At 59.7% G+C, this 12227-nt stretch carries 12 protein-coding genes and 4 tRNA genes; 1 reads left to right on the top strand and 15 read right to left on the bottom strand.

What is annotated here, in order from left to right; all coding sequences use genetic code 11:
- Positions 1-119: 119 nt before the first annotated feature.
- The 11 genes from rplJ to CARG_RS01075 all read right to left on the bottom strand — a co-directional run bounded on the left by rplJ (position 120) and on the right by CARG_RS01075 (position 6569).
- Positions 120-635, bottom strand: a complete 516-nt coding sequence (gene rplJ / locus CARG_RS01125) for a 50S ribosomal protein L10 (RefSeq protein WP_020975546.1) — start codon at positions 633-635, stop codon at positions 120-122.
- 450 nt (positions 636-1085) lie between these two features.
- The gene (locus tag CARG_RS01120; RefSeq protein ID WP_020975545.1) at positions 1086-1568 is read right to left on the bottom strand and encodes a S66 peptidase family protein; all 483 of its coding nucleotides are present in this window, start codon (positions 1566-1568) and stop codon (positions 1086-1088) included.
- 67 nt (positions 1569-1635) lie between these two features.
- On the bottom strand, positions 1636-2343 hold the full coding sequence (gene rplA / locus CARG_RS01115; RefSeq protein ID WP_020975544.1) for a 50S ribosomal protein L1: 708 nt from the start codon (positions 2341-2343) through the stop codon (positions 1636-1638).
- Between the two features lie 134 nt (positions 2344-2477).
- Positions 2478-2909 carry a 50S ribosomal protein L11 gene (gene rplK / locus CARG_RS01110; RefSeq protein WP_020975543.1) on the bottom strand — a complete coding sequence of 144 codons (432 nt, stop codon included), beginning with the start codon at positions 2907-2909 and terminating at the stop codon, positions 2478-2480.
- 301 nt (positions 2910-3210) lie between these two features.
- Positions 3211-4104 (bottom strand): transcription termination/antitermination protein NusG, encoded by an 894-nt coding sequence (nusG, locus tag CARG_RS01105; protein WP_020975542.1) that lies wholly within the window; start codon positions 4102-4104, stop codon positions 3211-3213.
- 79 nt (positions 4105-4183) lie between these two features.
- Entirely contained in the window at positions 4184-4522 is a 339-nt protein-coding gene (secE, locus tag CARG_RS01100; RefSeq protein ID WP_020975541.1) for a preprotein translocase subunit SecE, read from the bottom strand.
- Positions 4523-4551: 29 nt separating this feature from the next.
- Positions 4552-4624 (bottom strand) — tRNA-Trp (locus CARG_RS01095).
- Positions 4625-4832: 208 nt separating this feature from the next.
- A tRNA-Met gene (locus CARG_RS01090) sits at positions 4833-4904 on the bottom strand.
- Between the two features lie 60 nt (positions 4905-4964).
- Positions 4965-5037: transfer RNA gene (locus tag CARG_RS01085), tRNA-Thr, on the bottom strand.
- Positions 5038-5299: 262 nt separating this feature from the next.
- Positions 5300-5381: transfer RNA gene (locus CARG_RS01080), tRNA-Tyr, on the bottom strand.
- 192 nt (positions 5382-5573) lie between these two features.
- On the bottom strand, positions 5574-6569 hold the full coding sequence (locus CARG_RS01075) for a polyprenyl synthetase family protein (RefSeq protein WP_020975540.1): 996 nt from the start codon (positions 6567-6569) through the stop codon (positions 5574-5576).
- A gap of 250 nt (positions 6570-6819) precedes the next feature.
- Between CARG_RS01075 and CARG_RS01070 the strand changes: the two genes are divergently transcribed.
- Positions 6820-8115, top strand: coding sequence for a geranylgeranyl reductase family protein (locus tag CARG_RS01070; protein ID WP_046204064.1), 1296 nt, complete (start codon positions 6820-6822; stop codon positions 8113-8115).
- Between the two features lie 26 nt (positions 8116-8141).
- Here the strand turns inward: CARG_RS01070 and CARG_RS01065 are convergent, their stop codons facing one another.
- Genes CARG_RS01065 through menD form a run of 4 tightly spaced genes read right to left on the bottom strand, consistent with a single transcriptional unit; the run spans position 8142 to position 12223 of the window.
- Positions 8142-8831 carry a demethylmenaquinone methyltransferase gene (locus CARG_RS01065; RefSeq protein WP_020975538.1) on the bottom strand — a complete coding sequence of 230 codons (690 nt, stop codon included), beginning with the start codon at positions 8829-8831 and terminating at the stop codon, positions 8142-8144.
- Entirely contained in the window at positions 8813-10015 is a 1203-nt protein-coding gene (locus CARG_RS01060; protein WP_020975537.1) for a glycosyltransferase family 4 protein, read from the bottom strand. Before CARG_RS01060 ends, CARG_RS01065 begins: the two co-directional genes overlap by 19 nt.
- Before the next feature lie 7 nt (positions 10016-10022).
- Entirely contained in the window at positions 10023-10484 is a 462-nt protein-coding gene (locus tag CARG_RS01055; RefSeq protein ID WP_020975536.1) for a DUF3592 domain-containing protein, read from the bottom strand.
- Entirely contained in the window at positions 10481-12223 is a 1743-nt protein-coding gene (gene menD, locus CARG_RS01050; RefSeq protein ID WP_020975535.1) for a 2-succinyl-5-enolpyruvyl-6-hydroxy-3-cyclohexene-1-carboxylic-acid synthase, read from the bottom strand. The genes CARG_RS01055 and menD overlap by 4 nt, the downstream gene beginning before the upstream one ends.
- Positions 12224-12227 lie beyond the last annotated feature (4 nt).

The raw sequence follows: 12227 nt of genomic DNA, 5'->3' as shown, positions 1-12227 counted from the left end.
ATTATCCGGCCTAACACCACCGAACATGTGAACAGTGGTCTCGCGTCAGGCCACGAAGTGATGGTTATAAAAGTGTAAAAACTCTAGCCACACGCCACCGGGGCGCGCAACAAAAGCCTTTAGGCGTCCTTCTTCTCCTGCAGAGCAGCGCCGAGGCGTGCAATCTGAGAAGCGGGAGCGTTGAACAGGCCAGCGGCCTTTGCCAAGTTGCCCTGCATGGCGCCAGCAAGCTTTGCGAGAGTGGTCTCGCGGTTATCAAGCTCGGCGATGGCGTCGACCTGAGCTGCGCTCAGAGCGTTGCCGTCCATGTAGCCACCCTTGACCACGAATGCCTTGTTGTCCTTGCCGAACTTCTTCAGCGCCTTAGCTGCGTCAACAGCCTCTCCCTTAATAAAGGCAACAGCGGTGGGTCCGGTAAGGAGATCATCAAGACCTTCAACGCCAGCCTCTTTAGCGGCCAGCTTGATCATGGTGTTCTTGGCGACGGAGTACTGGACATCAGCACCAAGTGCACGACGCAGCTCGGTGGTCTGTGCAACAGACAGGCCACGGTACTCGGTGAGCACGACAGAATTCGCTTCTTCGAAACGGTTCTTCAGCTCAGCCACTGCAGCGGTGTTCTTTGCGTTTGCCATTACTTCGCCTCCTTCCTCAATGGTCATATATGTTTTCCGCCGAGGCCTTTGCGCAAAACATGTCTGCATAACAAAGGCCCCGTGCAAGAGCACAGGGCGCATCCAACCTTTGAGGGTTTTCGCTTCCAAGTCCTCCTGCGTGGGCCGATCCTTTGTGGGGATTCCTTCGAGCCTTGCGGCTGACCGACGGTCTTCGGTGAAACCTAAAGCATGACGGTTACCCGCCTATTTAAGTTCCTGAGCAAGGATAATGACGCCGCGTCAATAAAGCAAATCACGCGCCTTCCGCTCCCGACCGGCCCCCTCTAGCCTCGTACCCAACCGGCTCACGTCAGCCCTGCCCCACCTCCGCGTACAAAAAACCAGCAGATTTGCATAGACCACCCCTAAAACCCCAGGTCGAGCTTTTCAAAGATGCAAATCTGCCGGTTTTTTGTACGCCTTGTGCCCCTAGCGCGAATAGTCCGCCCAGATCTTCCGCTTCTCGCTATCGACAGTCAGCTGCCCACCATAAGGCAGTACCCACTGCGGCCGGGTATGACCAAAAGGCACACCAAACACCGCAGGCAGGGCAGGATTGTAATACTCCAACTGCTCAAAAATGACGTCGCACTGCGCCTGCCAATCAGCATCCTGTTGCGGCTCGCTCGGAACCACCTCCAAGCTGCTCACCGGGGGTGATGCGACAACAACAGCCGACGCGACGTCATAAATCCCCCACTCGCCCAACGCGCGAACACGCCGCATAATCTGATCAGGCGGAGTAAGCGACTCAGCAGCCTCCAACAAAATTATGTGCCCACGCAGAGACTCCAGCTCCGGCAAACGCCCAGCCATCGCGATCTGGTCAAGGACCTCAAAGCACCCGCCCCACGTACGCCCTGTGACTACTTGGCGGCGCTGCTTCAGACATCTGAAGCGTCCTCCCGTCACAAAAGCAAAAGCCCCTACCAGCCATAACGGCCAGCAGAGGCTTCAGAAAAACGCTCAGCGCAGTGTTTTACTCTGCGGTGAAGTTCTTGGAGATGCTCGGGTCAACCGGAACACCAGGACCGTTGGTGGAGGCCAGGGTGATCTTCTTCAGGTAGGTGCCCTTTGCAGAAGAGGGCTTCAAGCGCATGACCTCTTCGTACAGTGCTGCGTAGTTCTCAGCGAGCTGCTCAGCAGTGAAGGAAGCCTTGCCGAGAACAGCGTGCAGGTTGGAAGCCTTGTCAACGCGGAAGGAGATCTTACCGCCCTTGATGTCAGCAACAGCCTTAGCAACGTCGGTGGTGACGGTGCCGGTCTTGGGGTTCGGCATCAAGCCACGGGGGCCGAGCACGCGAGCCACACGGCCAACCTTGGCCATCTGGTCGGGGGTTGCGATAGCAGCGTCGAAGTCGGTCCAGCCACCCTGGATCTTCTCGATCAGGTCCTCGGAGCCAACAACGTCAGCGCCAGCAGCCTCAGCCTCGGTTGCCTTCTCGCCAGCGGCGAAAACGATGACGCGGACGGTCTTACCGGTGCCGTTGGGCAGGGAGACAGTGCCGCGAACCAGCTGGTCAGCCTTGCGGGGGTCGACGCCGAGACGCATTGCAACGTCAACGGTAGCGTCGTAGTTCTTGGAGCTGGTTTCCTTGACGACCTCAGCGGCCTTTAGGGGGGTGTACAGGCGGCCGGCGTCGATCTTCTCGGCGGCGGCGCGGTATGCCTTAGAGCGCTTGCCCATTTTAAAATCCTCTTTCGATTCGGATTGTGTGGTTGTGCGGGCCGGAGCCGACCCTTCCACAAAATATTTTTTAGTGATGACGTCGCGTTTACCTGATCACACAGGCGCCCGCGGCGTCATAAATGGTGAGGGTTTTAGCCCTCGACCTCGATGCCCATGGAACGAGCGGTGCCGGCGATGATCTTGGCAGCAGCCTCGATGTCGTTGGCGTTGAGGTCTTCCTTCTTGGTCTCGGCGATCTCCTTGACCTGAGCCATGGTGACCTTGCCCACCTTCTGGGTGTGGGGGACGCCGGAGCCCTTCTGCAGGCCAGCGGCCTTCAGCAGCAGCTTGGCTGCCGGAGGGGTCTTCAGCTTGAAGTCGAAGGAACGGTCTTCGTAGACGGTGATTTCAACTGGGACGACGTTGCCGCGCTGGTTTTCAGTCGCAGCGTTGTACGCCTTGCAGAATTCCATGATGTTGACACCATGGGCACCCAGTGCGGGGCCGACCGGCGGAGCCGGGTTTGCCTGACCAGCCTGGATCTGCAGTTTGATGAGGCCAGTGACCTTCTTCTTCGGAGCCATCGAATTACCTTCTTCCTTGTTAACGGGCGACCACCAGGCTCGATTGGCATACCTGGTGGTTTCCGTCCGGATGCCGGGTTTAGCCAGCCACCGGGGACACACATTGTGCACGTTTAAAATTGCGTCGCGAAAGGTTTTCGCGCGGTTGTGCCCGCAGTTTGCAGACACGATCTACCAGCATAGCAACAGTCGCCGGCCTATGAAAACCGGCGGCTGTGTTCGCGATGTGTTGCGCGATGCGCCTTGCGAGGCGTTGTGCTGTGCGTTGTGTTCAACGCGGCGTCATGACGTCGCGGGGGTGTTACATGATTTTTTCGATCTGGTCGAAGGTCAAGTCGACCGGGGTTTCGCGACCAAAGATGGACACGAGGGCCTTGACCTTGCCGTTTTCAGCATCGATCTCGGAGATAGTTGCCGAAACGGAAGCGAATGCACCGGTGAGGATGGTGACGGCTTCGCCAACCTGGTAGTCGGACTCTGCAGGCTTCGGCGCGGAGGTCATAGGTGCTGCCACGACTTTTTCACCGGTGGTGTTGTTCTCTTCACCCTCAACAGTGGTGTTCTCCTGCGGCATGAGGAACTTCGCGATGTCACGGTGCTTCACCGGGGTGGGGTGCCCCTCGTTACCAACGAAGGAGGTCACGTTGGGGGTGTCACGGACGACGGACCATGCGCGATCGTTCATGTCCATACGGACGAGGACGTAACCAGGCAGGAGCTTACGCTTGACGAGCTTGCGCTTGCCGTCGCGGATTTCCGTGACTTCCTCGATCGGCACGACCACGTCGTAGATCGCATCGTCAACTTCGAGGGTCTGGGCGCGCATATCAAGGTTGGTTTTAACCTTGTTTTCGTAACCGGAGTAGCACTGAATGATGTACCAGTCGCCGGGGAGCTTCTTCAGATCACGGATGAAGGCACGCAGTCGGGTCTTGTACTCGGCAATGGCTGCTTCGTCTGCATCCTCCGGAGTCGCTTCAGCGGAGTCTGCCTCGGCCTTGTCTGCTTCTGCAGGCGCATCCGTTGCTTCTGCTTCGGCTGCGGCGATGGCTGCGTCAACATCCCCACCCGCATCGGCGATGCCCTCTGCGACCTCAGCTGCTGCTTCGGTCACTGCATCAACAGCGTCATTATTGACGATTTCCAGATCGGATTCCTGGGCGGTTTGGAAGTCGGATTGGTTGTTGTCAGTCATAGAAACACTCCACATGTCAAAAATTTATCCCGCCTACCCAGGTGCGGGAAGCGGGATAAAACGAATACTGTGATTAAGACTAGTCGCGAATGAGGACTTTCTCAACCCCCAGGCCGGCAAGGAAGTCAACGCCAGCAACGATCGCGGTCAAGACGATCAAAAATGCCAACACGATGGCGGTGTAGTTAACCATCTGGCGACCGGTCGGCCAGATGACACGCTTCATCTCATCGACAACTTCGGGGAAGAAGTCTTTGACTGCTCCACGGCCGGACTCTTCAAGTTCAGCTTTGTTTTCTTTTGCACGTCGTGCAGCGTAGGCCTCGGAGGAGGTTGTTGCGGACGCAGAGACACCAACAACCTGGCGCTTACCGGAAGGACGCAGGTCCTTATTCTCAGGCTGCAGATCGTCGGACACAACACTCCTAGATTTAAGAGGAAATTTTGCAGGGGCGACAGGACTTGAACCTGCAACCTGCGGTTTTGGAGACCGCTGCTCTGCCAATTGAGCTACGCCCCTAGGCATGTTCTTCGAAGCAACCCTTTTGGGTGGCTCTTCGCGAACACTGTGACAACAGTACCAGAAAGGCAACCAACACCAAACTAAAGGATGTGCGTTAGTCACGCTTGAGACTGTCGTCTTTGTTTAGAGAACAAGCTGTAGGAAAAAATAAACCCCAGAACGTTTAGGCTCTGGGGTGCATTTTAAGCGTCTACGCTGTTCTCAGTAGCGATGGCGAGAATTGAACTCGCGACACAACGATTATGAGTCGTTTGCTCTACCACTGAGCTACACCGCCTCACCGTATTTTACTGACCACTTCCTCGCTTGGAGCGAAGCAGCTATCAATAAAAAACAGAGCCCCCTGACAGAATCGAACTGTCGACCTTTTCCTTACCATGGAAACGCTCTGCCGACTGAGCTAAGGGGGCGCAGCCAAACCAAGATGCAACATTTAAATGCCGCGCTCTCGTTGAAGCCTGAACAAGATTAACCCATCACCCCGAATTCTTACAAATCTACAGTACAATGGCACTATTAGCCCCCTATTAGAGCATCCAAGGTGCGGCCATTGTTGCTCGATTTTGTGAGTGATTCACTGACAAAACGTGCCGCCGATCTACCGTGCCAGCAGACAGGCCCGGCGGGGCATGCAAAAACCCCGAGCGTCATGGACGTCCGGGGTTTTACCTGTGCCAGGTGATGGATTCGAACCAACGTAGGCGAAGCCGACGGATTTACAATCCGCTCCCTTTGGCCGCTCGGGCAACCTGGCGAGCTACAAAACCTGCGCCCTAGGGCGTGGTTTGTTGCGTGGAAAACTTTACTACACCACCCCCACTGTGGAACAAATTACCAGCTTAAATGGCAATTCTGCAGGCCTACTAACTCCCCTGTCGCACGCAAATGCAACCTACAGGCACTGCTCCACAAGCCCCCGCTCTACAGGCTCTACAGGCTACGTGCCCTACCCGACGCGTTCGATGGTGAACGCCATCAGCTCGCGCAGTGCACCAGTGGCTGGGGCGTCAGCGGGGAGTTGTTCCAGCCAGTTGTTGGCGGAGTCTCGGTATGCGTAGACCTGCTCGAGTGCGCGTTGTCGGCCGGTGGTTTGCGCCAGGAGATCCAGGGCGCGCGCGACGTCATCGTCGTTGGTCAGCGGGCCGGTGAGCAGCCCGCGCAGCTCTTCCCCAACGGCGGTGTCTTCAGCTAGCGCATACAGAACTGGCAGGGTAAATACGCCTTCGCGGAGATCGGTTCCGGGGGTCTTGCCGGATTCCTCGGGGGTGGAGTAGATGTCGATGATGTCGTCGACGATTTGGAAGATGATTCCGATGTCTGCGCCGAATCCGCGGAGGGCTTCGATGTGTCCGGGTTGGGCCCCGGCGTGGAGGCTGCCGAGGTAGCCTGCGGAGGCGATCAGCACACCGGTTTTTTCTTTGATGACGTCCATGTAGTGCTCGATGGGCTCGCGGTCTTCGGCGCCGAGGGTTTCGCGCATTTGACCGGTGACGAGCTCTCCGAAGGTGTCTGCGAAGTGTGCGACGGTGTCGGTGCCTAGTTGGGCCATGAGGTGTGATGCGTGGGCGAGGAGGTAGTCGCCGGCGAGGATGGCTACGGAGTTTGACCAGCGTGCGTTGGCGCTTTTGACGCCGCGTCGGTAGGCGGCTTCGTCCATGACGTCGTCGTGGTAGAGGGTGGCCAGGTGGGTCATTTCGACCACTGCGGCGGCTTTGATGACGTCTGGGTTACCCGGGCGGGTGCCGTATTGGGATGCGAGGAGCGCGAACATGGGGCGGAAGCGTTTTCCGCCGGCGAATGCGAGGTGCTGGACTTTGTCGCTGAGGAATGTTTCGCCCTGAGCTAGTTGCTCGCGGAGGAGCTGTTCGACCTGGGCCATTCCGGTGTCGATAGCAGAGTCGAGCCCGGCGCTGCGGGTAATTTTCGCACCGGTCGTGGTCATGTTGTGTGTAGTCCTCGTGGTTGGGTTTGTTTTGTCCGGCGGGGCGTCCCGTGTGGGGTGCGCTGCCGGGTGGTTAGTCACTAGCCCATAACCGTAGCCGATTAGTGGGGTTGGGCGCACCCTCGATGGCTTCTGTGTTGTGTTGGGGTGGGGGTTGTTGTTGCTTTGGGGTGTTGTGGGCACAATGGGGTTCGTGGTTTTTCCTCTTGGTTTTGGTCTTGATGATGACGTCGCGTCTGTGTTTCCGTCGCTGGTGGCGCGGGTGGATGTGTTGGTGGTGGGGGCTGGTCCTGCGGGGTCTGCTGCTGCGTTTCATGCGGCGCGTCGGGGGTTTGAGGTGTTGTTGGTGGATCAGGCGGTGTTTCCTCGGGATAAGACGTGTGGGGATGGTTTGACGCCGCGGGCGATGCATGAGTTGGAGGCGCTGGGTGTTGCGGATGCTGTGGGGGTTGGGGGTTATCGCAATCGAGGGCTGATGTTGCATGGTTTTGGTGCTTCGGTGGAGTGTCCGTGGCCGAAGCCGGGGCCGGTTGCTGGTTTTGCGCCGGTGGGGTCGGCGATGCGGCGTACCCAGTTGGATTGGTTGTTGGCGTCGCATGCGTGTGAGCAGCCTGGTGTGCGTGCGTTGGGTGGGGCTGTGGTTCGGGATCCTGTGGTGGTGGATGGCAGGTTGCGTAGCGTTGTGGTGGCGTCTGCTGGGGGTGCTGATCGGGCGGAGTTGAGGGTGGAGCCGCGGTGGGTGATTGTGGCTGATGGTGCTCGCTCGACGTTGTCGAAGCAGTTGGGTCGGGTGTGGCATAAGGAGCATGTGTATGGGATTGCTGCGCGTTCGTATTGCGAGTCGCCGTTGGGTTCGGACCCGTGGATCCATTCACATTTGGAGCTAAAGGACCCGCAATCGGGTGATGTTTTGCCTGGTTATGGCTGGATTTTCCCTTTGGGTGATGGTTCGGTGAATCTTGGCTGTGGAGCGTTGTCGACTTCACGGCGTCCTGCGAAGGTGAACACGAAGAAGCTGTTGCGTACTTACAGGCAGTCGTGTGTGGGGCAGGCTGAGGGGTGGGAGTTTTCCGAGCCTGAGGGGGTTGCTAGCGCGGTGTTGCCGATGGGTGGCGCTGTGAGCAATGTGGCGGGTAAGAACTGGGCGTTGATTGGTGACGCCGCGGGGTGTGTCAATCCACTCAATGGCGAGGGGATTGATTATGCGTTGGAGACTGCTCGGCTTGCGGTGGAGTTGTTGGATGATACTCCGGGCAGGGTGCTGACGGACCTGTGGCCGGGGGTGCTGCGGGCTACGTATGGGCCGGCGTTTTCTCTGGCGCGCGAGTTGGGTCGTTTATTGACGCTGCCGTGGTTTTTGCCTGCTGCGGGCCCTGTGGGGATGCGCAGTGGGGTGATGCCTACTGCGGCGCGTTTGATGGGCAATGTGGTGACGCCGGAGGACCGTGATGTGGTGGCGCGTGTGTGGCGGGCGGCAGGTGGTGCGGCGTTTGGTTTGTCGCGGCGTCTGGGTTCAGCCGATCAGCTGTGGGGCACGCAGAACTAGCTGGCGCGAGCCCACGCTAGCCGGCTTTAGGTGGGTTTGATTCCGCTGTGGAGCGCGGTGATTCCGAAGGTGAGGTTTTGCCAACCGACGTCGACCCAGCCGCATTCCCGCAGGGCTTGGGCGAGCGTTTCTTGGTTGGGCCATGCGCGGATGGATTCGGCTAGGTATTCGTAGGCATCGGGGTTGCTAGATACGATGCGGGCGACTGCGGGGAGTGCACGCATGAGGTATTCCTTGTAGATCGTCGACCAGATGGGCACGATCGGGGTGGAGAATTCAGCGACGGTGATGCGTCCGCCGGGTTTGGTGACGCGTAGTAGTTCGCGCAGGCCTGCCCGGTAGTCGTGGATGTTGCGGAGGCCGAAGCTGATGGTGACGGCGTCGAAGCTGGCGTCGGCGAAGGGCAAGTGCATTCCATCGCCCACTACTTTGGGGACGTCGCGGTCTTTACCTGCGGCGAGCATGCCTTGGGAGAAATCGCAGGCGACGATCCAGGCGCCGGATTTTGCGAGTTCTTCGGTGGATACTGCGGTGCCTGCGGCAAGGTCGAGGACTTTTTCACCCGGTTTGAGGTCAAGGCGGCTGCGGGTGCGGGCACGCCACAGTTTGTCTTGTCCGAACGACAGCACGGTGTTGGTGATGTCGTAGTTTTTGCCGACGTCGTCAAACATGCGGGCGACGTCTTTGGGGTTTTTGTCTAGCGTTGCTTTTGCCACGGCCTCAAGGCTACCGCACGCCGTACGCGTTGAATGGGGGCGGCGATGGTGCGGCGCCATCGGGGCGAGGTCGCGGACATTGCTTGCTGGTAGTAATCAAGGAGTTGTTCGCACAGTGCTTCCCAGGTTTTTCCTTCGATGCTGTCCCGGGCATTTTGGCACAGTGTGGGGTAACTGTTGGGTGCGCGTAGTTGGCGGATGGTGTTGACGACGGTGTCTTGGTAGGTGTCGACGTCGAGGAGGGCGCCGTGGGAGCCGGGGCAGATCAGGTCGATGGGGCCGCCGGCGTTGGGGCCGATTGCGGGGATGCCGCTTGCGAGGGCTTCTTGGATGGTTTGGCAGAAGGTTTCGAATTCTCCGGTGTGGCAGAAGATGTCGAAGCTGGCGTAGGCCTGTGCGAGTTCTTCGCCGTCGAGGGCGCCGGTGAATACGGCGTTGGGCATGAGCGCTTCTAGTGTGGGGCGTTCTGGGCCGTCGCCGACGATGACGAGTTGCATGTCGGGTTGGGCGTCAACCTGTGCTAGCCGTTCGACGCCTTTTTCGGCGGCGAGCCTGCCGACGTATCCGACGATTGTTTGTGCGCCCGTGGGGTTCCATTGTGTGCGCAGTTGTTGGCTGCGTTTGCTGGGGTTGAAGCGTTGGGCGTCGACTCCCCTGGCCCATTGGTGGACGTTGCGTATGCCGTGGCTTCGGAGGGTGCTGATGGTGGCGCTGCTGGGCGCGAGGGTGAGTTGGCATTTGTTGTGGATGGCTTTGGTCCATTCCCAGCTCATGGCGATCAGCGGCGCGAGGTTGTATTTTTGTGCGAATCCGGCGACGTCGGTTTGGTAGACGCCAACGCAGGGGATGTCTAGTTGTTTCGCGGCGGATGCTCCTGCGCCGCCGAGGACGAAGGGGCTGGCTAGGTGGATGACGTCGGGGTGGAAGCTGCGCAGCGCATTGATCACTGCGGGCATGGGGACGCCGATGGGTAGCGAGTTGATCATCGGCACCATGATGGTGGGCACGCGGACGATGGGAAACCCTGCGTATTCTGGGATTTCTTCTTCGAAGTCGCGGGCGCCCGGCGCGATGACGAGGGCGTCGTGTCCGTTGTCGCGTAGGTATTCCAGGATGCGGAGGACGGAGTTGGTGACTCCGTTGACGTTGGGGAGGAAGGATTCGGCGACAATGGCGGCTCGCATGTGGCTCCTAGTGTTTGGGGTGTCGTGCGGTGGCTGCGGCTTCGGCGCGGCGTCGTAGGGCTGTATTTGCCCAGGCGACGGCGGCGAATAGTGCGGCGGCGATGAGTGTGCTTGCCAGCATTAATGACGCCGCGGGGATGAGGGATAGCGTCCAGGCGCGGTTTTCAACTTTGACGAGGTTGGGGTTGCTTTTTGCGTAGGTGACGTAGACGAGTTGGTTTTCGGATAGTCCTGTTGGGTAGAGCAGTCCGTTGGGGGGCGAGCGGTAGACGCCTTGTTCGTCGCGGAAGTCGACGGTGGTGCGTGCTCCGCTGGTGTTGGTGACGCGTGCGAGAGCTCGGCCGGGGTCGGCGGCGATGGTGCGGTCGTCGATGTAGCAGCCGACGCTGAGGCCGAGGCAGCCGACGATGGCGAATGCCCATAGGCCCATGATGAGTTGGTTGAGTCTTTTGCGCACGCGTGGGTTCATAGTTGTGCCTTGTGGGCGAGTTCGCGTCGGGTGGTGCGGGTGGTGATTGCTTCGATGATGGTTCTGCCGCGTGGTTTTTCGCAGGTGTCGACAAGTGCGTCGAGGAGTTGCTGGGTGGTTTCGGCGCGGATGTATTCCCAGTCGTATGCGTCGCAGAGTGCGGCGATGTCGACGTTGCAGGGGGTGGCGAAGACTTGTTCGAAGACGTCGCGGTAGTCGGGGTCGCCTGCCTCTAGGGTTTCGAAGATGCCGCAGCCGGAGTCGTTGGCGACGACGATGGTGACGTTGTCTGGTTGGGGGCTGTGTTCGGGGATATTAAGTCCGCCGGCGTCGTGGAGGAAGGTAACGTCGCCGAGGAGCGCGATGGTGCGGGGTGTGCGGGGTTCCTCTGGGTTGAGTGTTGACGTCGCGGCGGCTACGCCCAGCGTTTGGCTGATGGTTCCGTCGATTCCGGCGGCGCCGCGGGGGGCGTAGGTTGAGACTCCGTCGTAGGGCAGGCCTAGGAAGCTGGCGTCGCGGACGGGGTTGGATGCCCCGAGGACGAGGGTGTCGCCCACGGCGAGTGTGTCCGCGACGGCTGCTGCGGCGTGCAGTCCGGTGAATCCGAGGGTGTCGTCTTCGAGGGCGGTGCGCACGGTTTCTGCGGCGAGGTCGGAGGCCGCGGAGCATACTTTGAGCCAGTTTTTGTCTAGCTCACCGGTGGTTTTTATGTGTGTTCCGGTGGCGTCGGCGCGCCGGTAGGGGTCGGTGAGTTGGTTGGTGCGGGACAGCACGATCAGCCGCACGTCGGGGTCTTTGAGTAGCTTCATGACGCCGCGGTGCAGCGTGGGGTGGCCTACGACGATGACTTGTTCCGGTTTGGTGTCGACAACGTAGCCTTCCGCGGAGACCTGTTCCGATAGGAACAGTCGCGCCGCACCGGGGTGCACGGGCAGATAAGGTGCGGGTGCGGTGGGTTCAGCCATGGTGGGGACGTCTTCAAGCCCTTCCACCTGCCACGCTTCGTCGCCGGTGATCACGAGCGTCCGCTTGCTTAGGTCCACGGAGACTTCGCCGTGGTCGATCCACTGTCCACCGTGCGTTTTCGCGGGTGATGACGTCGCGTCATCTGCGGCCGGAAGATTCTCACGGACCCAGGCGGTCGCGGCGTCAACACTGCCGACGAGAGGTTGGTCAAATTGCAGGTTTAACTGCAAGGGGTGCTGCGGACCAACCTGCGCGAAGGCGTGATCCACCTGGGTGCGCAGCATGCTGACTGCATGCGTGAATTCCGCGGCGTCATCCTCAGAGAGGCGCTTCGGTAGGGGCTCAACGTTGACGCACTCGGCAAACCCACCGAACATTCCCACCTGGTCAATGGTTTGGCTGGCTCCCGTGCCCACCAGGCGAGCGGGGCGATCAGCTGACGCGACCACCAGGGGAACGTGAGCGTGCGCGGCCTCAATAACGGCAGGTAGACAGTTTGCAACGGCAGTGCCAGAGGTCATCACGACCACCGCAGGACGCCCCGTCACCCTAGCCATGCCGAGGGCAAAAAACGCAGCGGAACGCTCGTCGATGCGGGTATGCACGCGGACCCGGGGATCCCGCGCCGCGCACAACGCCAACGGGGCGCTACGCGAACCCGGGCACACTACAACCTCACGCACCCCAGCAGCAACCGCAGCATCCAACACAACCGCCGCGGCCACAACACTAGGAACCACCGGTGCAATGCCTACGTCAACGCAAGAATCCATAGGC

Origin of the sequence: Corynebacterium argentoratense DSM 44202, assembly GCF_000590555.1 — a bacterium.
GTDB lineage: Bacteria > Actinomycetota > Actinomycetes > Mycobacteriales > Mycobacteriaceae > Corynebacterium > Corynebacterium argentoratense.
Note: the sequence above shows the minus strand (reverse complement) of the source record. Positions and strands in the feature narration are given on the sequence as shown.